The organism is Rhizobium sp. TRM96647, assembly GCF_025780115.1.
Classification (GTDB): domain Bacteria; phylum Pseudomonadota; class Alphaproteobacteria; order Rhizobiales; family Rhizobiaceae; genus Mycoplana.
Map to the genome: position 1 here is coordinate 231,629 of NZ_JAOXHF010000008.1, position 20,150 is coordinate 251,778.

A 20,150-nucleotide genomic window follows, 5' to 3' on the forward strand; every position below is an offset into this window, starting at 1 on the left:
GAGCGCTTTTCGGCGCTCACCCGGCCCCTCGCGGCGAATTGTTTGCGAAAAACTCTCGATTTCGACTAGATTTCCAACGACGATAGGCACGGATCGCCGGCAGCCCGATGCAGGGCCAGATATGAGGCAGGTCACGCATGCACGTCTCCGCCAGTCTTCTTCTGTCCTTCGTGTCCGCGCTCGCTGCAGCCGCGCCGGCGGCCGCCGACGAAAACGCATTCCTGCGGTCGCTCTCCGGCGACTGGACGGGCAACGGCACCGTGATCATGCGGATCGGCAGGCCGGCGGTCAGCGTCGATTGCAGGCTTCGCTCCGATGCCGGCGCCGCATCGATATCGATGAAGGGAAACTGCAGCGCGCTTGCCTTCTTCCGCCGGGCGATCTCCGCCAAACTCAACGCCCGGGGTGCCCGCTACAGCGGCATCTATATCGGCCCCTCCGGACAGCCCTCGGCGCTTTCCGGACGCCGGAAGGGCGGGACCATCAACCTCGCGGTTCGCTGGAACAGGGTCGTCAACGGCGACCGCAAGGCGGAGATGACGATCCAGAAGCTCGGCGACAACGGCCTGCGGCTGCGCACGGTCGACCATAATCCGTCCAACGGCAAGACGGTGGTGACGAGCGATATCCGCCTCGTCCGCAACTGACCGCCCCGCCCTTTCCACGGCCGCCCGCAGTCTGCGACAGAATTCGCCGGCACCTCTCCCTGTTCATTTCGCCGGCCTGCCCTATGGTTGAGATAGGAGCAGAGGCGTGCGACGTTTCGCCAGCGCGAGCGTTTCCGCCTCGCCCGGCCACGGTTCGAAGGAACAGAGAATGAGCGGCAGTCCCTACGAGGTCCTCGGTGTCAGCAAGAGCGCGACGCAGAAGGATATCCAGAGCGCCTATCGGAAGCTCGCCAAGAAGCTGCACCCCGACCTCAATCCCGGCGACAAGGCCGCCGAAGACCGGTTCAAGTCCGTGTCGGCGGCCTATGCGCTGCTCGGCGACGAGGAGAAGCGGGGAAAATACGACCGCGGCGAGATCGACGAAACCGGCGCCGAGACGCCGCCGCGCCAGTACTATCGCGACTATGCCTCGGCCGGCCAGACCGGCGGGCACTACCAGGGCAACCAGAGCTATTCCGATTTCGGCGACGTGGACGACATCTTCTCCGGCTTCTTCTCGCAGCGCGGACGCGGGCAGCAGGGCGGCAAGGGGCGCGATGCCTATTTCACCATGGAACTCGACTTCCTCGAGGCGGCGAACGGCACGAAGAAGCAGATCAGCCTGCCCGACGGCCCGCCGATCGACCTGACCGTCCCGCCCGGTACCCGCGACGGCCAGACGCTGAGGCTGCGCGGCAAGGGAGAGCCGGGCCACAACGGCGCGGCCGCCGGCGATGCCCGCATCGAGATCCGCGTGCGGCCGCATCCCTTCTACAGGCAGGATGGCGACAACGTCCGCTACGAGATCCCGATCTCGCTCACCGAGGCCGTCCTCGGCGGCAAGATCCGCGTGCCGACGCTCGACGGCGCCGTGAACGTGACGATCCCGCCGAATTCGAACACCGGCAAGACCCTGCGCCTGAAGGGCAAGGGCCTGCACAAGCAGGGCGGCGGCCATGGCGACGCCTATGTGACGCTGCAGGTCGTGCTGCCGCAAACGCCCGACCACGAACTCACCGCGTTTGCAGAACGCTGGGAAGCCGGAAAGGCGCAGGCACCGCGCCGACACATGGGAGGCTGAGATGAAAGACACCGACCTCTGCCGCAACCTCGAGATCGAGATCACCCTTCTCGACACCTGGATCGAGCATCGCTGGCTGGTGCCCGAGGAGCGCGACGGGATGCGCCTGTTCCACGATGCCGACCTCGCCCGCGCGCGCCTCATCCAGGACCTGATCGGCCCGATGGGGGTCAACGAGGACGGCGTCGACGTCGCCATGCAACTGCTCGACCAGATCCACGGCCTGCGTGGTAGACTGGGCCTGCTGATGCAGGCGATCCGCAGGCAGGACGAAGAGATCCAGCGGCGCATCCTCGCGCTCATCGACGAGGAATAGCGCGCCACGCACGGAACCATCATCACGACGGGAGATTTCCATGCCCACCGACAAGTCCGAAAAATCGAAGATCAGGAACACGCCCCCGAAGGGCACACCGCAGAAGGAAAAGGAGAAGCGCAAGAAGGAAGACGAATATCTGGACGAGGCGCTGGAGGAGACGTTTCCGGCCAGCGACCCGATCGCCCCGCCGAGGTTCGACGACAGCAAGAATTGATCCGGGGCCCGGCAACCCGGCCGGACCTTTCACCGCAAGCAATGCAGGCGCGCGCGCCGCCACGTCCGGCGGACGAACGCGTCACCGGATTTCGCCACGCCGCGCCAACCGATCCTTAACCGCTGCCATGCATGGTGGCGGCGGATCAAGGCAGCAAGGACGGCAATGGCGCAGACCTCCCTCCCCTATACCCACTACGACCTGCAGGACATCCGCGAGGGCGTGGTGATCGAGATCTCGCTTTCGGCCGTTGCCAATGTCCGGCTGATGACGCATGCCGATTTCGATCTGTTCAGGAACGCGCGCCAGCACAAGTTCCTGGGCGGCGTCGCCAGGCAGACGCCCATCCGGCTGACCATCCCCAAGAGCGCCCACTGGCATGTGGTCATCGACACGGAGGGGCACTCCGGCAAGGTCGAATCCTCGATCCGGGTCGTGCAGAAGCCGAAGGCGAAATCCGGCCCGCGCATTTCCCCGCCCTCGCGGCAATCCGCCCAGCGCTGACGACAGGCTGTAGAGCCGGTCAGCCGTTGCGCTCGCGCCGGAGCTTCGCCCACCAGTCGAGCCGCTTGCGGATATCGCGCTCGAAGCCGCGCTCCGGCGGGTCGTAGAAGGTCTGACGACCCATTCGTTCCGGAAAGTAGTCCTGCCCCGAAAACGCATCCGGCTCGTCGTGGTCGTAGCGATAGCCGTCGTTGTAGCCCTCGCTCTTCATCAGCTTCGTCGGCGCGTTCAGGATATGCTTCGGCGGCAGCAGCGAGCCGTTTTCCTTCGCCGCCCGCGTCGCCGCCTTGAAGGCGGTATAGACCGCGTTCGACTTCGGCGCGGTGGCGAGATAGACGCAGGCCTGAGCGAGCGCCAGTTCGCCCTCCGGCGAGCCCAGGAAGTCGTAAGCATCCTTGGCCGCGTTGCAGACGACCAGCGCCTGCGGGTCGGCGAGCCCGATGTCCTCGACGGCCATGCGCACCAGCCGGCGCCCGAGAAACAGCGGATCCTCGCCGGCATCCAGCATCCGGCAGAGATAGTAGAGTGCTGCATCCGGATCGGAACCGCGGATGGACTTGTGCAGGGCGGAGATCAGGTTGTAGTGGCCGTCCTGGGCCTTGTCGTAGACCGGGGCGCGGCGCTGGACGATGCGGAACAGGTCTTCCTGCGCGAAGACCTCGCCGGGCCGCGCCGCCCGCCAGACCTCCTCCGCCAGCGTCAGCACCGCGCGGCCGTCGCCATCGGCCATGCGCAGGAGTGCGGCGCGGGCGCCGTCGTCGAGCGGCAGCGGCTTGTCCTCGGTCGCCTCCGCCCGCTTGAGGAGCTCGCCCAGGCTGTCCTCATCATGTGGCTTGAAGGTCAGCACCCGGGCGCGCGACAGGAGTGCGGCGTTGAGTTCGAAGGACGGGTTCTCGGTGGTGGCGCCGACAAGCACGATCGTGCCGTCCTCCATCACCGGCAGGAAGCTGTCCTGCTGGGCGCGGTTGAAGCGGTGGATCTCGTCGACGAAGAGCAAGGTCTGGCGTCCGCCCATGCGGCGCTGGCGGGCGGCGTCGAAGACCTTCTTCAGGTCGGCCACGCCGGAGAAGATCGCCGAGATCTGCTCGAAAGCCAGTTCCGCCTCGCCGGAGAGAAGCCGGGCGACGGTGGTCTTGCCGGTTCCGGGCGGCCCCCAGAAGATCATCGAGCCCAGCGAGCCGGACGCGATCATCCGCGTGAGAACGCCGTCCTCGCCGGTCAGGTGCTCCTGTCCCGCCACCTCCTGAAGCGACTGCGGCCGCAGGCGATCGGCCAGCGGCCGTTTCGCCGCCATGCCTGCCGGTTCGGAGGTGGCGAAGAGGTCGCTCATCGGAAGAACTGCCGAATGCGCTGGCCGTCGCGCTCGATCTCGACGCGCCAGACGGAGGGGTCGTCGCCCACCAGTTCCTCCAGCACCTCGGTGGAGGCGACGTTGGTGCCGTTCAGTTCGACGATGACGTCGCGCGGCTTGAGCCCGATGCGGGCCGCGGGCGAGCCGCGGTTGACATCGGTGACGACGACGCCCTCGGTGCCGGCCGGCATGCGCAGTTCGTCGGCGACGCGCGGCGAGAGATTGGCGACGACGGCGCCCGAGAAGGGGTTGCGCCCCTCGATCAGCCGTTCGTCGCGCGGGGTCGTCTCAGGCGGGCGGTCAAGCGCGATCGTCAGCTCCTCCTGCTTGCCGCCGTCGCTGACGCTGAGCTTCGCCGTGCCGCCGATGCCAACCGTCGCCAGCCGGTAGCCGAGCGCGTCGGGATGTTCCACCTCGATGCCGTTGACGGCGGTGACCACGTCGCCGGGCTTCAGGCCCGCCCGTTCCGCCGGGCTGCCGGGCAGCACCTTGGACACGAGCGCGCCACGGGCCTTGGTCAGGCCGAGCGCCTCGGCGACGTCCGAGGTCACCGCATCGAAGGTCGCGCCGACGAAGGGCCGGTCGAAATTGGTGCTGCCGCCGACCGCGCTTGCGATGAACACCTTCACCAGATTGGCTGGGATGGCGAAGCCGACGCCGTTGGAACCGCCGCCGCGCGAGAAGATGGCCGTGTTGATGCCGATCAGTTCGCCCTTCATGTTGATCAGCCCGCCACCAGAATTGCCGGGATTGATCGAGGCGTCGGTCTGGATGAAGAAGCCGAAGTCGCCGGCCCTGACCTGGTTTCGCGCCAGCGCCGAGACGATGCCGCTCGTCACCGTCTGGCCGACGCCGAAGGGATTGCCGATCGCCAGCACGAGGTCGCCGACCTCGACGGCGTCGCTATCGCCGAGCGGAAGCATGTCGAACGTCTCCTTCGCATCGATCTTCAGCACCGCGAGATCGACGCGGTCATCCTTCAGCAGCACCTTGCAGGGATACTCGCGGCCATCGGCAAGCGCGACCTTGATGTCGTCGGCGCCCTGGATGACGTGATTGTTCGTCACCACGATTCCGTCCTTGCCGACGATGACGCCGGAACCGAGCGAGGACTGCTTCTGGGTCCGGTTCGGCATGCGCTGGCCGAAGAATTCCTCGAAGAACGGATCGTTGAACACGGAGCGCTGTTCGACCATCCGCTCGGCATAGACGTTGACGGTCGCGTTCGCGGTCTTCTTGACCAGCGGCGCGAAGGACAGCTGCATCTCCGTCTGCGAGCCGGGAACAGCCTTTTCCTGGGCGACCGCCGGGGCGGAGACCGTGAGCAGGAGCAGGGTTGCGGTAGCGAGGCCGTGGCCGAATTTCATTTCAGATTCTCCCTTACGATGCCGCCACGTTCAGATAAGATCTGGCACGAAAAAAGGCAAACGCGCCAAGGCGATCTGCGCCCGGGAACCGCGCCGCCCCGCGCACGAAATCGTGCGCGACGCGCCTCTATCGAAATGGCTGAAACTTTGCTGTCATGCCTGCCGTAAAGTCCTGCGAGAGGCCCCTTGTTCCGCAGAGGAAAACGATATGACTGCTTACCGTCCCCCCAGGATCGCGACAACGGAGATCACCCCGGAACCGATCTTCCTCAACAGGCGCAATTTCATCGGCGCCACGGCGGGAGGGCTGCTGGCGGCCAGCGCGTCCGGTTCGCATGCGGCAGAGCTGAAGGCCGCTGCCTCCGCCTTCGGAACCGATGAGGCGACGACGCCCGAGAAGGACGTCACCAACTACAACAATTTCTACGAGTTCGGCATGGGCAAGGGCGATCCGGCCGCCAACAGCGCAGACTTCAAGCCGAACCCCTGGACGATCAAGGTCGGTGGCATGGTCGCCAAACCGCGAGAGTTCGGCCTGGACGATTTGCTGGCGATGCCGCTGGAGGAGCGGACCTACCGCATGCGCTGCGTCGAGGCCTGGTCGATGGTCATCCCCTGGATCGGCTTTCCGCTGGCGGGCCTGCTCGACAAGGTCGAGCCGCTCGGGAGCGCCAAATATGTGGCGTTCGAGACGGTCGTGCGGCCGGAACAGATGTCGGGCCAGTCCGGCTATTTCCAGCCGCTGCCCTGGCCCTATGTCGAGGGGCTCAGGCTCGACGAGGCGCGCCATCCGCTGACGATCCTGTCGGTCGGCCTCTACGGCAAGACGCTTCCGAACCAGAACGGCGCCCCCATCCGCCTCGTCGTGCCGTGGAAATACGGCTTCAAGGGCATCAAGTCGATCGTAAAGATCACACTGACCGACAAGCAGCCGCCGACCACCTGGAACCTCTCCGCCCCGAGCGAGTACGGCTTCTACGCCAATGTGAACCCGGCCGTCGACCACCCGCGCTGGAGCCAGGCGACAGAGAACCGGATCGGCGAAGGCGGCTTCTTCGGCGGCAGTCGGCGCGACACGCTGGCCTTCAACGGCTATGGAGAGGAGGTCGCAGGCCTCTATGCCGGCATGGACCTCGCGGCAAACTACTGACCATGGCTTCGATCCCCGCCCTGCCCCGCAAATATCACGGCGCCTCGGTCTGGACACTCTATGCGCTCGGCTTCATCCCGGCCGTCTTCGGCTTCTATCTCGGCGCGACCGGGCAACTGCCGGGGAACGCCATCAAGGAGTTCGAGCACCTGCTCGGCATCTGGGCCCTGCGCTTCCTGATCGCCACGCTCTGCATCACCCCGATCCGCGACCTGTTCGGCATCAACTGGATCCGCTACCGCCGGGCGCTCGGGCTTCTGGCGTTCTGGTACGTGGTCATGCATTTCTCGACCTACATGATCCTCGACAAATACCTGGATTTCCCGCAGATCGTCGCCGACATCGCCAAGCGCCCGTTCATCACAATCGGCATGGCGGGTTTCGTCATGCTGATCCCGCTGGCGCTGACGTCGAACAACTGGTCGATCCGCAGGCTCGGGCCACGGTGGAACAGGCTGCACAGACTGGTCTACGTCATCGCGGCTGCCGGTGCGCTGCATTTCGCGATGTCGGTGAAGGTCGTGGGGCCGGAGCAGATGATCTATATCGCGATGGTTGCAATTCTGCTCTTATACCGGATGATACGTCCGAAGCTCCAGAGAAGGCAACGTCGTGCTTCGCCAAGGTTTGTGCCGGCCCAATCACCCTCGGAAGGGCACGTCTCGTAGGGGACTGACGATAGTATTTCTCCTCGGGCTCGGGATCGCACCATTCACAATCGAACCCGTGCAAGCGTGCGCGGAGATAGCCTGGTTCAATCCTTACGACGAACTCGCTAACGCGGAAGTCGTCGTCCGGGCAATCGTAGTGGCGCAGAGAGAGCACCGCCATCACCGTTGGATGGGCGAGAGATTCGTTCCAGATGAGATGATCTTCGACCTTCAGGTGATTGAGACATTTTGGGGCTTTCCAGCGCTACCTCACTGGACGGCCAGAATGCTCATGCTGACAACGCATCCATCCGACCTCAGGGGAAAGGAGGTCATCGTCTATCTCAAGAAGGGCGTTGACCAGAGTGGCCAACAGTATCCCGAAGTGGTTCAGCGATCGTGTGCAGCTAGCATTTTGACCACACACGCCGACACCGTGGCTCAGGTCAAGGAAGCAATCGGACGTTGGGACAGGGAACATCAGCAGAAACAAAGATATCGGCTTGCGCCCTTGCCGCCGATGCCGCTGTGGCCACTACCGTGATCACCGAGACGCCCCGTTACCGCCTGTCGGCCAGTCGGCGTCAGCTCAATAAGACAGACTTCCCATACGCGAAAAAGGCCGGGCGCTTTCGCACCCGGCCTTTTCATTTCATTCCGTTGCCTGAAATCAGGCGGCTTCGGCAGCAGCCTCGGCTTCGACGCGGGCCTTGTCGGCTGCGCCCTTGGCGGAGACGTCGCGGTCGACGAACTCGATGACGGCGAGTGCAGCGTTGTCGCCCGTACGGTAGCCGGCCTTCATGATGCGAAGGTAGCCGCCGTTGCGGGTGGCGTAACGGGTCGCAATCGCGTCGAACAGCTTCGAGACGGCGGCGGCGTCGCGGATCTGCGAGATCGCCTGACGGCGGGCATGCAGGTCGCCGCGCTTGCCGAGGGTAACGAGCTTTTCGACGATCGGACGGATTTCCTTCGCCTTCGGAAGGGTGGTCACGATCTGCTCATGGGTGATGAGCGAGGCAGCCATGTTTGCGAACATCGCCTTGCGGTGGCTGGCGGTACGGTTCAGCTTGCGGCCGGCTTTCTGGTGGCGCATTGCTATTCTCCTTTGATGCAGGTCTCCCGATATCGCATCGGTCCTGCCGTTTCCTGGCACATACAGGCGACTTGCCTGCTGTCTGACGGGGAAAGGCAGCGAAAAAACCTGCCTTCTATTTTACTTCAATCGGCGCGACATGCGAGCGGCTGGCCACCCGCATGCCGTTTTCGTGCCGCTCAATACTGGTCTTCGTAGCGCTTGGCCAGATCTTCGATGTTCTCGGGCGGCCATGCCGGCACTTCCATGCCGAGGTGCAGGCCCATGGAAGCGAGAACTTCCTTGATCTCGTTCAGCGACTTGCGGCCGAAGTTCGGCGTGCGCAGCATCTCTGCTTCGGTCTTCTGGATCAGGTCGCCGATGTAGACGATGTTGTCGTTCTTCAGGCAGTTCGCCGAGCGGACCGAAAGCTCCAGCTCGTCGACCTTCTTCAGAAGTGCCGGGTTGAACGCCAATTCGGTGACCGATTCCTCTTCGGCTTCCTTCTGCGGCTCGTCGAAGTTGACGAACACGGCCAGCTGGTCCTGGAGGATACGGGCCGCAAACGCGATCGCATCTTCGCCGGTGACGGAGCCATCGGTCTCGATGGACATCGTCAGCTTGTCATAGTCGAGGACCTGGCCCTCACGGGTGTTCTCGACCTTGTAGGAGACCTTCTTGACCGGCGAGTAGAGGCTGTCGACCGGGATGAGACCGATCGGAGCGTCTTCCGCGCGGTTGCGCTCGGCCGGAACGTAGCCCTTGCCGTTGTTGACGGTGAACTCCATGCGGATCTCGGCGCCCTCGTCGAGGGTGCAGATCACGTGGTTCGGGTTGAGGATCTCGATATCGCCAACCGTCTGGATGTCACCGGCCGTTACAACGCCCGGGCCCTGCTTGCGCACGACCATGCGCTTGCTGTCGTCGCCATCCATCTTGATGGCGATTTCCTTGATGTTGAGCACGATGTCGGTCACGTCCTCGCGGACGCCCGGGATCGACGAGAATTCGTGCAGCACGCCGTCGATCTGCACTGCGGTGACGGCAGCACCGCGCAGCGACGACAGAAGTACGCGGCGAAGCGCGTTGCCGAGGGTGAGACCGAAGCCGCGCTCGAGCGGTTCTGCCACGAGCGAGGCCTTGGTGCGGCCCGACGAGGAGAACTCCACCTTGTTCGGCTTGATCAGTTCCTGCCAGTTTTTCTGGATCATGTCTTTTGCCTTCCGTTCGCCACCACCATCCAATCGTGGCGGCCGAGCCTTGAAGAGCCGGCGGCGCGAGGGACGCGCCGGCCGGCATCACGAATGCGAATGATCAGACGCGGCGCTTCTTGCGCGGACGGCAGCCATTGTGCGGGATCGGCGTGACGTCGCGGATCGAGGTGATCATGAAGCCGGCGGCCTGCAGCGCGCGGAGTGCCGATTCACGGCCCGAACCCGGACCGCAGACTTCGACCTCGAGCGACTTCATGCCGTGCTCCTGGGCCTTCTTGGCGCAGTCTTCGGCGGCGATCTGGGCGGCAAACGGGGTCGACTTGCGCGAACCCTTGAAGCCCTTGGCACCGGCCGACGACCAGGCAATGGCGTTGCCCTGTGCGTCGGTGATGGTGATCATTGTGTTGTTGAACGAAGAATTGACGTGAGCAACACCGGAGGTGATGTTCTTGCGTTCGCGACGGCGGACGCGTGCGGCTTCCTTGGCCATGGGTATTCCTTTCGTTGATCTCGACACCGCCGTAGTTCCAGCGGCTCCACCGGGTTAGGAGCATTTCCGCTCCTGCCCTGAATTGTCATGTGCACGTCGCCATGATCGGCTAGCGTGCGGCGATATCGTCACTGCCGTAGTGCCAGCAGCTCCACCGACCGGGACAACCTCAAAAGACGGTCGCCGCAAATTGCGGCCGAGGCCCCGCTCGAAACTCAAAAGAGGCCGGCGCAAACGCCAGCCTCCCCATTCCCCATTTCGGGAAATTACTTCTTCTTGCCGGCGATGGCCTTTGCCGGGCCCTTGCGGGTGCGGGCATTGGTGTGCGTGCGCTGACCGCGGACCGGCAGGCCGCGACGGTGACGCAGGCCGCGGTAGCAGCCGAGGTCCATCAGGCGCTTGATGTTCATCGAGGTCTCGCGACGCAGGTCGCCTTCGACCTGGTAGTCGCGGTCGATCGCTTCGCGGATCGCCAGAACCTCGGCGTCGGTCAGCTGATGGACGCGACGGTCGGCGGGGATGCCGACCTTCTCGGTGATTTCCTGTGCAAACTTCGGACCGATCCCGTGAATGTAGGTCAGCGCGATGACAACGCGCTTTGCAGTCGGGATGTTGACGCCAGCGATACGAGCCACGCCTGTTCTCCTTGCTTCCAGTTGCCATCCGGCAAGTGGTTTTTTCTTCGTCATGCGACCGCGAGGCCGCGCGTTCAATTTCGAGCTTCGGGACACGTCAAAAACGACTGCCCCCGGATCTCGTTCTTTCGAGAAATCCGCGCCGATCGCTAGCTTGTCGCGAGTTGGCGCTCTCTTAAGAGGAATCGGCCGGGAAAGTCAACCCCGACCGGCCGAATTGGCAGATCGATGGCCTAAGCCAGGATCCTGCCGATCTCTGCGGTCACCGCCTGGACGTCCGCCATGCCGTCGACCGTCTTCAGCTTGCCGGTGGAGGCGTAGTATTCCGACAGCGGCGCGGTCTTCTCGCGATACTCCGCCAGACGACGTTCCAGAACTTCCGGCTTGTCGTCCTGCCGGACGGTTCCGCCCGCCGCGATGGTTTCCGCGACGCGGCTCTCCATCCGCTTGAGAAGTGCCTTCTCGTCCACCTTCAGTTCGATGACGGCGTCGAGGCCGAGGCCCTTGCCGGCCAGGATCTCGTCGAGCGCTTGAGCCTGCGGGACTGTGCGCGGGTAACCGTCGAGGATGAAGCCTTTCGAGCAGTCAGCCGAATCGATCCGGTCGGAAACGATTTCATTGACGATCGCATCGGAGACGAGCTGACCGGCATCCATCACCGCCTTCGCCCGCTTTCCGACCTCCGTCTGCGCAGCAACGGCGGCGCGCAGCATGTCACCGGTGGAAAGCTGGGGAATGCCGTGCTTCTCCGTCAGGAGCTTCGCCTGCGTGCCCTTGCCGGCACCCGGCGGCCCCAAAAATATCAGTCTCATCGTCCCCTCTTTCCTCCACGCAGCTTCGACTTCTTGATCAGCCCTTCATATTGCTGGGCAATCAGGTGACCCTGAATCTGTGCTACAGTATCAAGGGTGACGCTGACAACAATCAAAAGCGACGTACCACCAAGGTAGAAGGGCACGCCGGTCTGCGCGATCAGGATTTCCGGAAGGATGCACACAAAGACCAGGTAGATGGCGCCGAGCACCGTGATGCGGGTCAGCACGTAATCGATATATTCCGCGGTCCGCTCGCCCGGGCGGATGCCCGGGATGAAGCCGCCGTGCTTCTTCAGATTGTCGGCCGTGTCCTTCGGATTGAAGACGATGGCCGTGTAGAAGAAGGCGAAGAAGGCGATCATGGCGGCGTAGAGCACCATGTAGAGCGGCTGGCCGTGACCGAGGGCGGCGACGATCGTGGTCGCCCAGCCCGGCAGTTCGGCGGTATTGCTGAAGCCCGCCAGCGTCGCCGGCAAGAGCAGCAGCGAGGAGGCGAAGATCGCCGGGATGACGCCCGCGGTGTTGAGCTTCAGCGGCAGGTGCGAGGTGTCGCCCTGGAACATGCGGTTGCCGACCTGTCGCTTCGGATACTGGATCAGCAGCCGGCGCTGGGCGCGCTCGACGAAGACGATCAGGGCGATGACGGCAACGGCCATGACGACGACCGCGGCAATGACGCCGAAGGAGAGCGCGCCGGTGCGGCCGAGTTCGAGCGTGCCGGCCATGGCGGGCGGCAGATGGGCGACGATGCCGGCGAAGATGATCAGCGAGATACCGTTGCCGATGCCGCGCGAGGTGATCTGTTCGCCGAGCCACATCAGGAACATCGTGCCGCCGAGCAGCGAGATCACGGTGGAAATACGGAAGAACCAGCCCGGATCGAGCACGAGCCCCTCCCCGCCCTCGAGACCGACGGCAATGCCGTAGGCCTGCAGCGTGCCGAGAAGCACGGTGCCGTAGCGGGTATACTGATTGATGATCTTGCGGCCCTGCTCCCCTTCCTTCTTCAACTGCTCCAGCGAGGGAACGACCGAGGTCATCAGCTGGACGATGATCGAGGCGGAGATATAGGGCATGATGCCGAGCGCGAAGATCGCCATGCGCTCCACCGCACCGCCCGAAAACATGTTGAACAGGCCGAGGATGCCGCCGGACTGCCCCTGGAAGGCGCGGGCGAAGGCATCGGCATTCAGGCCGGGCAGCGGAATGTAGGTACCGAGGCGATAGACCAGCAGCGCGCCCAGTGTGAACCAGAGCCGCTTCTTGAGGTCCTCTGCCTTGGCAAAGGTGGAAAAGTTGAGATTGGAGGCGAGTTGTTCCGCTGCCGATGCCATGCGTTTCTCCGCGTCACCATGTCCGGGAGACGGCCTGGCAGGCCCGGCCCGGACAACGGCTGAACCGTTGCAGCGCGCGCTGTCCGGAAGGAATTCCCGGCCTGATGCGACACGCTCGAATTTCTGTCGCCAAGCCTCGCGATGACGCGAAGCAGGCGGCACGGAGGGTAAACCGGGCGGAGCGCGGATTGTCAAGCAATCCCGACCCTCCCCCTGGCCGATACTCCCTGGAAACAGGCGGAGCCATCCCGCCCGATCCTGCCAAATGCCTGAGATCGCCCTCGATATCAGGAATTGGGCAGTTCAACCGTCATCGCTGCGGCGACGTCTTGTCCCCTGGCTCCCGGCTGGAAGCTGCGGCGCGAGGCCCTGATATGGGAACGCGAACGCCCGGAGTGAAGCACCCCGGGCGTTCAAATAATCGGCCGATTATTCAGCGGCAGCCGAGAGCAGCTTGATGCTGCCGCCAGCCTTCTCGATCTTCTCGATCGCGGCCTTGGAGGCGCCGGCGACTTCGATCGTCAGCTTTGCCTTCAGTTCGCCGTCGGAGAGGATGCGGACGCCGTCCTTGGCGCGACGGATGACGCCGGCAGCCTTCAGGGCATCGGCATCGACGGTCGCCTTCGGGTCGAGCTTCTTGGCATCGATCGCAGTCTGGAGGCGCGCCAGCGATACCGTGACGAACTCGGATGCGAAGATGTTGTTGAAGCCGCGCTTCGGCAGGCGACGATAGATCGGCATCTGGCCGCCTTCGAAGCCGTTGATGGCGACGCCCGAACGGGCCTTCTGACCCTTGACGCCGCGGCCGCCGGTCTTGCCGGAGCCCGAACCGATACCGCGACCGACGCGCTTGCGGCTCTGGGTTGCGCCTTCGTTGTCCTTGATTTCGTTCAGTTTCATGAGCTTATCTCCCTCACTTCTCGTCGACGACGCGAACGAGGTGCTGGACGGCACGGATCATGCCACGCACAGACGACGTGTCTTCCAGCGTGCGAACCCGGTGCATCTTGTTGAGACCGAGGCCGATCAGCGTCTGGCGCTGAATGGCCGGGCGGCGGATCGGCGAGCCGATCTGTTCGACGGTAACCGTCTTTGCAGCTTCTTTCTTAGCCATGGGTCAAGCTCCCTTATTCTTCGGAAGCAACGCCGGCGGAAGCACGGCGGGCCTGCAGCGTTGCGTACTTGATGCCGCGCTGTGCCGCGATGTCCTTCGGGTGCATCTGGCTCTTGAGCGCGTCGAAGGTCGCACGGATCATGTTGTAGGGGTTCGACGAACCGGTCGACTTGGCGACGACGTCCTGCATGCCGAGCGTCTCGAAGACGGCGCGCATCGGACCACCTGCGATGATGCCGGTACCGGCCTTGGCCGAACGCAGCAGCACCTTGCCGGCGCCGTGGCGGCCGTGCACGTCGTGGTGCAGCGTGCGGCCCGAACGCAGCGGTACGAAAATCAGTTCGCGCTTGGCAGCTTCGGTCGCCTTGCGGATCGCTTCCGGAACTTCACGAGCCTTGCCGTGGCCGAAGCCGACGCGGCCCTTCTGGTCGCCGACGACGACGAGCGCTGCGAAACCGAAACGACGGCCGCCCTTGACGACCTTCGCGACGCGATTGATCGCGACGAGCTTGTCGACAAACTCGCTGTCGCGCTCTTCGCGGTTCTGGCGGTCTTCGCGACCGCGTCTTTCCTGTGCCATTGTCCTTTTCCTTTTTCTTTTCCGGGTGCAATCGGCAGATTGACAAAGTCGCCTCCCCTCGTTCGGGCAGGCGACCGGTACCCACTGATCGTCACATGGCGGGCACGAGGCCCGCCAGGATCGATCAGAAGCTCAGGCCACCTTCACGGGCAGCTTCGGCCAGAGCCTTGATGCGACCGTGATAGATGAAGGCGCCGCGGTCGAAGACCACTTCCTTGACGCCGGCCTTGGTGGCGCGCTCGGCGATGAGCTTGCCGACGGCAGCAGCGGCTGCCGTGTCGGCGCCCGTCTTCAGAGACGAGCGCAGATCGGTGTCGAGCGTGGAGGCGGACGCAAGCGTCTTGCCGGCCACGTCGTCGATGACCTGTACGTAGATGTTCTTCGACGAGCGATGAACCGACAGGCGCGGACGGCCGTTGGCGACCGCCTTGATTTGACGGCGCACGCGGTTGGCGCGACGTGCAAGTTGTTCTTTCCTGCTAGCCATTTCGCGTGTTCCTTACTTCTTCTTGCCTTCTTTGCGGACAATCCGCTCTTCGGCATACTTGACGCCCTTGCCCTTGTAGGGCTCGGGGCCACGGTATTCGCGGATCTCCGCGGCAACCTGGCCGACCTGCTGCTTGCTGATGCCGGACACGATGATTTCGGTCGGCTTCGGAACAGCGATCGTGATGCCTTCCGGGGCTTCGTAGACAACGTCGTGGCTGAAGCCGAGTGCCAGTTGCAGGTTCTTGCCCTGCAGGGACGCGCGGTAGCCGACGCCGTTGATCTCGAGCTTGCGCTCGTAGCCGTCCTTGACGCCCTTGAAGATGCCTTCGATCATCGTGCGGGACATGCCCCACTTCGACCGTGCATCCTTGGAATCGTTGACCGGCTGCACAACAACCGAGTTGTCTTCTAACTTCACCGTCACTTCGTCATTGGCGACGAAGAACAGCTCGCCCTTGGGGCCCTTTGCGGTGACCTTCTGACCATCGACGGTCGCAGTTACACCAGCGGGAACCGGAACGGGCCTTTTACCGATACGAGACATTTTTTCTACCTGTCTGTTCGCTATGGAAATTCCTTGCCCGTCTTAGAAGACGGAGCAAAGAACCTCGCCACCAACGTTCTGTTCGCGTGCCTGGTGATCGGCCATCACGCCCTTCGGGGTCGAAAGGATGGTGATGCCGAGACCGTTCGCGACCTGCGGAATGGACTTGACCGAGACATAAACCCGGCGGCCCGGCTTGGAGACGCGATCGATCTTGCGGATCACGGACGCGCCTTCGTAGTACTTGAGTTCGATGCTCAGCTCAGCCTTGCCGTTGTCGAATTCGACTTCGGAATAGCCGCGGATGTAGCCTTCGGCCTGCAGGACATCGAGAACGCGGGCGCGCAGCTTCGAAGCCGGCGTGGAAACGCTCGACTTGCGGCGTGCGGCGCCGTTGCGGATACGGGTGAGCATATCGCCCAGCGGATCAGTCATTGCCATGTACCCGTCTCCTTACCAGCTCGACTTGACGACGCCCGGCACCTTGCCGAGGTTGCCCAGTTCGCGCAGTGCGATACGCGACATCTTGAGTTTGCGATAGAATGCACGCGGGCGGCCCGTCACTTCGCAGCGGTTGCGGATGCGGGTCTTAGAGCCGTTGCGCGGCAGGGAGGCAAGCTTCAGGGTAGCCTTGAACCGATCTTCGATCGGAAGAGCCTGGTTCTGGATGATCGCCTTCAGAGCTGCACGCTTTGCAGCCTGGTTGGCAACCAGTTTGCGGCGGCGCTTGTTCTTTTCGACTGCGCTCGTTTTCGCCATAACAGTTATCCTTCTTTACGCTTGTCGTTACGGATTACTGGCGGAACGGGAAGTTGAACTCTTTCAGAAGAGCCCGGGCTTCGTCGTCGTTGGTAGCCGTCGTGCAAACGATGATGTCCATGCCCCACATCTGATCAACCTTGTCGTAGTTGATTTCAGGGAACACAATGTGCTCCTTGATACCCATGGCGAAGTTGCCACGGCCATCGAAGGACTTCGGGTTCAGACCACGGAAGTCGCGTACGCGGGGCAGCGCGATGTTCACGAGGCGATCCAGAAATTCGTACATGCGGGCGCCGCGAAGGGTGACCTTTGCGCCGATCGGCATGCCTTCGCGGAGCTTGAAGCCCGCGATGGAGTTGCGGGCACGGGTGATGACCGGCTTCTGACCGGCGATCGCGGCCAGGTCGGCTGCGGCAACCGTGGGCTTCTTGGAGTCGCCCGTCGATTCACCGACGCCCATGTTGATGACGATCTTCTCCAGGCGCGGGATCTGCATCTCGTTGGCGAACGAGAACTGTTCCTGCAGCGCCTTGCGGATCCGCTCGACATATTCCTTCTTGAGCCGCGGCTCGTACTTAGCTTCAGCCATCGATCGAAACTCCCGAACGCTTAGCCACACGGACCTTCTTGTCGCCGTCGATCTTGAAACCGACGCGGGTCGGCTTGCCGTCCTTGGGGTCGGCGATCGCGATGTTGGACAGGTGGATCGGGGCTTCCTTGCTGATGATGCCGGCTTCCTGCGACTGGGTCTGGCGCTGGTGGCGCTTGACCACGTTGACGCCACGCACGATCGCGCGATCTTCCTTCGGCATGACCTGAACGACCTCGCCGGTGCGGCCCTTGTCCTTACCGGTGAGTACGACGACCTTGTCGCCCTTGCGAATCTTCTGCATTGCCATCGCTCCTTAGAGTACTTCCGGAGCCAGCGAGATGATCTTCATGTGGTTCTTGGCGCGCAGCTCGCGCGGAACCGGTCCGAAGATACGGGTGCCGATGGGCTCTTTCTTGTTGTCGATCAGGACGGCGGCGTTGTTGTCAAAACGAATGACGCTACCGTCGGCGCGGCGGATGTCCTTGGCGGTGCGAACGACCACCGCCTTCATCACGTCGCCCTTCTTGACGCGGCCGCGCGGGATCGCTTCCTTGATCGAGACGACGATGATGTCGCCGACCGAAGCGTACTTGCGCTTGGAGCCGCCCAGCACCTTGATGCACATGACACGACGTGCGCCGGAATTATCCGCGACGTCGAGGTTAGTCTGCATCTGAATCATGTCAGGTCGCCTTCTTGTTGTAACCGGACCGGTTGGGCACGGATGCCCCCTGTTCCAGCTTATGAGAATCTATGTTTTTCGCGCGGGATGGGTCTTGCCAAGGTGGTTTCCTCGAGGAAATCGCCAGCGATTCCCGGGACCTTCCCTGCGCTCAAAGCAAAAGAACGCCCGATTCCGAGCGTCCTTGCGCTGCTTCATACAGGTTTTCGCGCAAAGGGCAACCCCTTGCGCGAAAAGTGATGAATTAAGCCTGGGCGGAAACGACCGTCCAGCGCTTGTCCTTCGAGATCGGTGCGCATTCCTCGATGGAAACCACATCACCAACCTTGTACTGGTTGCTCTCGTCATGCGCCTTGTACTTCTTCGAACGGCGGACCGTCTTCTGAAGCAGCGGATGCGCGAACCGGCGCTCTACCCGGACAACAACGGTCTTCTCGTTCTTGTCGGAAACGACGACGCCCTGCAGAATGCGTTTCGGCATATTATTCTTCCTTAGGCCTTGGCTTCTGCCGCCTTCTGGCGGGCAATGGTTTTCACGCGGGCGATGTCCTTGCGGACCTCGTTGATGCGCGAGGACTTCTCGAGCTGGCCGGTCGCCTTCTGGAAGCGCAGGTTGAACTGCTCTTTCTTCAGCTTTGCGAGCTCGTCATTAAGCTGGTCGGCGCTCAGTGCGCGAACGTCTGCGGCTTTCATGGCTCAATCCTTACTCTGCAATGCGCTGTACGAAGCGCGTCTTGACCGAGAGCTTGGCCGAACCCAGGCGAAGAGCTTCGCGAGCGATCTCTTCGCTGACGCCGTCGATCTCGAACATCATACGGCCGGGCTTGACCTTGCAGGCCCAGTATTCGACCGAACCTTTGCCCTTACCCATGCGGACTTCGGTCGGCTTGGCGGTGACCGGAACGTCCGGGAACACGCGGATCCAGACACGGCCGGCACGCTTCATGTAACGGGTGATCGCGCGGCGGGCCGCCTCGATCTCGCGTGCGTTGACGCGGTTGGGTTCCTGAGCCTTCAAGCCGAACTCGCCGAAGGCGAGGTCCGAGCCGCCCTTGGCGACGCCCTTGATGCGGCCCTTGAACTGCTTGCGGTACTTAGTACGCTTTGGCTGCAACATTTTTCTATTCTCCGATCTGCTCGCCTAAAGCGAATTAAGCGTTTTCACGGCGGCGGCGTTCGCCCTGGCTTGCGCCCTGGGCATCGCCTTCGGTCGCGCGGCGCTCGGAGGCCATCGGATCGTGCTCAAGGATTTCGCCCTTGAAGATCCAGACCTTGATGCCGCAGATGCCGAAAGCGGTTTCCGCTTCTGCCGTACCATAGTCGATGTCCGCACGCAGCGTGTGCAGCGGAACGCGGCCTTCGCGGTACCATTCGGTACGTGCGATTTCCGCGCCACCCAGACGGCCGGCGCAGGTGATCTTGATGCCTTCGGCGCCAAGACGCATGGCCGACTGAACAGCGCGCTTCATCGCACGGCGGAAAGCCACGCGGCGCTCGAGCTGCTGGGCGATCGACTGGGCAACCAGCGTCGCGTCGGTTTCGGGCTTGCGCACTTCGACGATATTGAGGTGCGTTTCCGAATTGGTCATCTCGGAAAGCTTCTTGCGGAGCTTCTCGATGTCCGCACCCTTCTTGCCGATGATCAGACCCGGGCGAGCCGAGTGGATCGTGACGCGGCACTTCTTGTGCGGGCGCTCGATGACGACCTTCGAAATACCGGCCTGCTTCAGTTCGTCCATCAGATACTTGCGGATCTTCAGGTCTTCGTGAAGGAGCTGGCCGTATTCGGCGTTGTCGGCGAACCAGCGGCTATCCCAGGTACGGTTAATGCCGAGGCGGAAGCCGATCGGATTGATTTTCTGACCCATTATGCGGCCTCCCCTTTGGCTTCGACTTCACGGACGACGATCGTCAGGTGCGAGAAGGGCTTCTCGACGCGCGATGCACGGCCGCGACCGCGGGCGTGGAAGCGCTTCATGACGATCGACTTTCCGACGAAAGCCTCAGCGACGACGAGCGAGTCGACGTCGAGATCGTGGTTGTTTTCAGCGTTCGCGATGGCCGATTCCAGCGTCTTCTTGACGGTGCCGGCGATGCGCTTGCGAGAGAACTCGAGTTCGGCCAGAGCGCGGTCGACCTTCTTGCCGCGGATCATCGCGGCAACCAGGTTGAGCTTCTGGGGGCTGACGCGGATCGTCCGCGCAACTGCTTGCGCCTCGTTATCCTTCAGCCGACGTTCGGCTTTTGCCTTGCCCATCGTTACTTCCTCTTCGCCTTCTTGTCCGCACCGTGACCGTAATAGGTCCGGGTCGGAGAGAATTCACCGAACTTGTGGCCGACCATGTCTTCGTTGACGCTGACCGGGACGTGCTTGCTGCCGTTGTAGACACCGAAGGTGAGACCGACGAACTGCGGCAGGATCGTGGAGCGACGGCTCCAGATCTTGATCACTTCATTGCGGCCGCCCTCGCGCACCTTCTCAGCCTTCTTGAGAAGATAGCCGTCAACAAACGGGCCTTTCCATACTGAACGAGCCATTTCTGA

Annotated in this window: 32 protein-coding genes; 8 read left to right on the forward strand and 24 right to left on the reverse strand. The window is 63.0% G+C overall.

The features are described 5' to 3' along the window. Positions 1–137: 137 nt before the first annotated feature. The 5 genes from OCK02_RS16795 to OCK02_RS16815 all read left to right on the forward strand — a co-directional run bounded on the left by OCK02_RS16795 (position 138) and on the right by OCK02_RS16815 (position 2,765). The gene (locus tag OCK02_RS16795) at positions 138–647 is read left to right on the forward strand and encodes a hypothetical protein (protein WP_263814040.1); all 510 of its coding nucleotides are present in this window, start codon (positions 138–140) and stop codon (positions 645–647) included. 169 nt (positions 648–816) lie between these two features. Beyond that, on the forward strand, positions 817–1,728 hold the full coding sequence (locus tag OCK02_RS16800; RefSeq protein WP_263814041.1) for a J domain-containing protein: 912 nt from the start codon (positions 817–819) through the stop codon (positions 1,726–1,728). A 1-nt stretch (position 1,729) separates the two neighbouring features. Then, entirely contained in the window at positions 1,730–2,044 is a 315-nt protein-coding gene (locus OCK02_RS16805; RefSeq protein WP_263814042.1) for a chaperone modulator CbpM, read from the forward strand. Positions 2,045–2,084: 40 nt separating this feature from the next. After that, the gene (locus tag OCK02_RS16810; protein WP_263814043.1) at positions 2,085–2,261 is read left to right on the forward strand and encodes a hypothetical protein; all 177 of its coding nucleotides are present in this window, start codon (positions 2,085–2,087) and stop codon (positions 2,259–2,261) included. 165 nt (positions 2,262–2,426) lie between these two features. Next, positions 2,427–2,765 (forward strand): DUF1883 domain-containing protein, encoded by a 339-nt coding sequence (locus OCK02_RS16815; protein WP_263814044.1) that lies wholly within the window; start codon positions 2,427–2,429, stop codon positions 2,763–2,765. A 19-nt stretch (positions 2,766–2,784) separates the two neighbouring features. Here the strand turns inward: OCK02_RS16815 and OCK02_RS16820 are convergent, their stop codons facing one another. Continuing rightward, complete coding sequence (locus OCK02_RS16820; RefSeq protein WP_263814045.1) at positions 2,785–4,095, reverse strand: replication-associated recombination protein A; 1,311 nt, start codon at positions 4,093–4,095, stop codon at positions 2,785–2,787. Beyond that, entirely contained in the window at positions 4,092–5,483 is a 1,392-nt protein-coding gene (locus OCK02_RS16825; protein ID WP_263814046.1) for a DegQ family serine endoprotease, read from the reverse strand. The genes OCK02_RS16820 and OCK02_RS16825 overlap by 4 nt, the downstream gene beginning before the upstream one ends. A 208-nt stretch (positions 5,484–5,691) precedes the next feature. On the opposite strand from OCK02_RS16825, the gene msrP reads away from it, so the two are divergent. From msrP to OCK02_RS16840, 3 genes are all read left to right on the forward strand, one after another. After that, positions 5,692–6,633 (forward strand): protein-methionine-sulfoxide reductase catalytic subunit MsrP, encoded by a 942-nt coding sequence (msrP, locus tag OCK02_RS16830; RefSeq protein ID WP_263814047.1) that lies wholly within the window; start codon positions 5,692–5,694, stop codon positions 6,631–6,633. 2 nt (positions 6,634–6,635) lie between these two features. Next, the gene (gene msrQ, locus OCK02_RS16835; RefSeq protein WP_263814048.1) at positions 6,636–7,301 is read left to right on the forward strand and encodes a protein-methionine-sulfoxide reductase heme-binding subunit MsrQ; all 666 of its coding nucleotides are present in this window, start codon (positions 6,636–6,638) and stop codon (positions 7,299–7,301) included. 268 nt (positions 7,302–7,569) lie between these two features. Beyond that, the gene (locus tag OCK02_RS16840; RefSeq protein ID WP_263814049.1) at positions 7,570–7,827 is read left to right on the forward strand and encodes a hypothetical protein; all 258 of its coding nucleotides are present in this window, start codon (positions 7,570–7,572) and stop codon (positions 7,825–7,827) included. Positions 7,828–7,953: 126 nt separating this feature from the next. On the opposite strand, the gene rplQ is transcribed toward OCK02_RS16840, so the two are convergent. The 22 genes from rplQ to rpsS all read right to left on the reverse strand — a co-directional run bounded on the left by rplQ (position 7,954) and on the right by rpsS (position 20,144). Beyond that, positions 7,954–8,376, reverse strand: a complete 423-nt coding sequence (rplQ, locus tag OCK02_RS16845; RefSeq protein ID WP_263814050.1) for a 50S ribosomal protein L17 — start codon at positions 8,374–8,376, stop codon at positions 7,954–7,956. A 179-nt stretch (positions 8,377–8,555) separates the two neighbouring features. Next, positions 8,556–9,566, reverse strand: coding sequence for a DNA-directed RNA polymerase subunit alpha (locus OCK02_RS16850; protein ID WP_112599102.1), 1,011 nt, complete (start codon positions 9,564–9,566; stop codon positions 8,556–8,558). 103 nt (positions 9,567–9,669) lie between these two features. Continuing rightward, complete coding sequence (gene rpsK, locus OCK02_RS16855; protein ID WP_023513823.1) at positions 9,670–10,059, reverse strand: 30S ribosomal protein S11; 390 nt, start codon at positions 10,057–10,059, stop codon at positions 9,670–9,672. 266 nt (positions 10,060–10,325) lie between these two features. Beyond that, positions 10,326–10,694, reverse strand: a complete 369-nt coding sequence (rpsM, locus tag OCK02_RS16860; protein ID WP_230804032.1) for a 30S ribosomal protein S13 — start codon at positions 10,692–10,694, stop codon at positions 10,326–10,328. Positions 10,695–10,927: 233 nt separating this feature from the next. Then, a complete protein-coding gene (locus OCK02_RS16865) occupies positions 10,928–11,506 on the reverse strand; it encodes an adenylate kinase (protein WP_230804029.1) in 579 nt (192 codons plus the stop codon). After that, positions 11,503–12,843 (reverse strand): preprotein translocase subunit SecY, encoded by a 1,341-nt coding sequence (gene secY, locus OCK02_RS16870; RefSeq protein WP_263814051.1) that lies wholly within the window; start codon positions 12,841–12,843, stop codon positions 11,503–11,505. The genes OCK02_RS16865 and secY overlap by 4 nt, the downstream gene beginning before the upstream one ends. Positions 12,844–13,272: 429 nt before the next feature. After that, a complete protein-coding gene (rplO, locus tag OCK02_RS16875) occupies positions 13,273–13,743 on the reverse strand; it encodes a 50S ribosomal protein L15 (RefSeq protein ID WP_230804024.1) in 471 nt (156 codons plus the stop codon). A gap of 13 nt (positions 13,744–13,756) precedes the next feature. Then, positions 13,757–13,957 carry a 50S ribosomal protein L30 gene (gene rpmD / locus OCK02_RS16880; RefSeq protein ID WP_263814052.1) on the reverse strand — a complete coding sequence of 67 codons (201 nt, stop codon included), beginning with the start codon at positions 13,955–13,957 and terminating at the stop codon, positions 13,757–13,759. A 13-nt stretch (positions 13,958–13,970) separates the two neighbouring features. Then, a complete protein-coding gene (rpsE, locus tag OCK02_RS16885) occupies positions 13,971–14,537 on the reverse strand; it encodes a 30S ribosomal protein S5 (RefSeq protein ID WP_230804019.1) in 567 nt (188 codons plus the stop codon). Between the two features lie 124 nt (positions 14,538–14,661). Continuing rightward, positions 14,662–15,024, reverse strand: a complete 363-nt coding sequence (gene rplR / locus OCK02_RS16890) for a 50S ribosomal protein L18 (protein ID WP_230804017.1) — start codon at positions 15,022–15,024, stop codon at positions 14,662–14,664. A 12-nt stretch (positions 15,025–15,036) separates the two neighbouring features. Next, complete coding sequence (gene rplF / locus OCK02_RS16895; RefSeq protein ID WP_230804016.1) at positions 15,037–15,570, reverse strand: 50S ribosomal protein L6; 534 nt, start codon at positions 15,568–15,570, stop codon at positions 15,037–15,039. Positions 15,571–15,612: 42 nt separating this feature from the next. Further along, the gene (gene rpsH / locus OCK02_RS16900) at positions 15,613–16,011 is read right to left on the reverse strand and encodes a 30S ribosomal protein S8 (protein ID WP_230804014.1); all 399 of its coding nucleotides are present in this window, start codon (positions 16,009–16,011) and stop codon (positions 15,613–15,615) included. Between the two features lie 12 nt (positions 16,012–16,023). Continuing rightward, positions 16,024–16,329 carry a 30S ribosomal protein S14 gene (gene rpsN / locus OCK02_RS16905; protein ID WP_230804012.1) on the reverse strand — a complete coding sequence of 102 codons (306 nt, stop codon included), beginning with the start codon at positions 16,327–16,329 and terminating at the stop codon, positions 16,024–16,026. A 34-nt stretch (positions 16,330–16,363) separates the two neighbouring features. After that, positions 16,364–16,921 (reverse strand): 50S ribosomal protein L5, encoded by a 558-nt coding sequence (gene rplE / locus OCK02_RS16910; protein WP_230804009.1) that lies wholly within the window; start codon positions 16,919–16,921, stop codon positions 16,364–16,366. After that, complete coding sequence (gene rplX / locus OCK02_RS16915) at positions 16,914–17,225, reverse strand: 50S ribosomal protein L24 (RefSeq protein WP_230804006.1); 312 nt, start codon at positions 17,223–17,225, stop codon at positions 16,914–16,916. The genes rplE and rplX overlap by 8 nt, the downstream gene beginning before the upstream one ends. A gap of 12 nt (positions 17,226–17,237) precedes the next feature. Continuing rightward, positions 17,238–17,606, reverse strand: coding sequence for a 50S ribosomal protein L14 (rplN, locus tag OCK02_RS16920; RefSeq protein WP_003495199.1), 369 nt, complete (start codon positions 17,604–17,606; stop codon positions 17,238–17,240). A 244-nt stretch (positions 17,607–17,850) separates the two neighbouring features. Then, positions 17,851–18,087, reverse strand: a complete 237-nt coding sequence (gene rpsQ, locus OCK02_RS16925) for a 30S ribosomal protein S17 (RefSeq protein ID WP_230804003.1) — start codon at positions 18,085–18,087, stop codon at positions 17,851–17,853. An 11-nt stretch (positions 18,088–18,098) separates the two neighbouring features. Next, a complete protein-coding gene (rpmC, locus tag OCK02_RS16930; RefSeq protein ID WP_112599126.1) occupies positions 18,099–18,299 on the reverse strand; it encodes a 50S ribosomal protein L29 in 201 nt (66 codons plus the stop codon). A 10-nt stretch (positions 18,300–18,309) separates the two neighbouring features. Continuing rightward, entirely contained in the window at positions 18,310–18,723 is a 414-nt protein-coding gene (rplP, locus tag OCK02_RS16935) for a 50S ribosomal protein L16 (RefSeq protein WP_003573792.1), read from the reverse strand. A gap of 34 nt (positions 18,724–18,757) precedes the next feature. Then, complete coding sequence (gene rpsC / locus OCK02_RS16940) at positions 18,758–19,474, reverse strand: 30S ribosomal protein S3 (RefSeq protein ID WP_230804000.1); 717 nt, start codon at positions 19,472–19,474, stop codon at positions 18,758–18,760. Then, positions 19,474–19,863 (reverse strand): 50S ribosomal protein L22, encoded by a 390-nt coding sequence (gene rplV, locus OCK02_RS16945; RefSeq protein ID WP_112599130.1) that lies wholly within the window; start codon positions 19,861–19,863, stop codon positions 19,474–19,476. Before rplV ends, rpsC begins: the two co-directional genes overlap by 1 nt. A 2-nt stretch (positions 19,864–19,865) precedes the next feature. Further along, positions 19,866–20,144 carry a 30S ribosomal protein S19 gene (gene rpsS, locus OCK02_RS16950; RefSeq protein ID WP_075627127.1) on the reverse strand — a complete coding sequence of 93 codons (279 nt, stop codon included), beginning with the start codon at positions 20,142–20,144 and terminating at the stop codon, positions 19,866–19,868. Positions 20,145–20,150 lie beyond the last annotated feature (6 nt).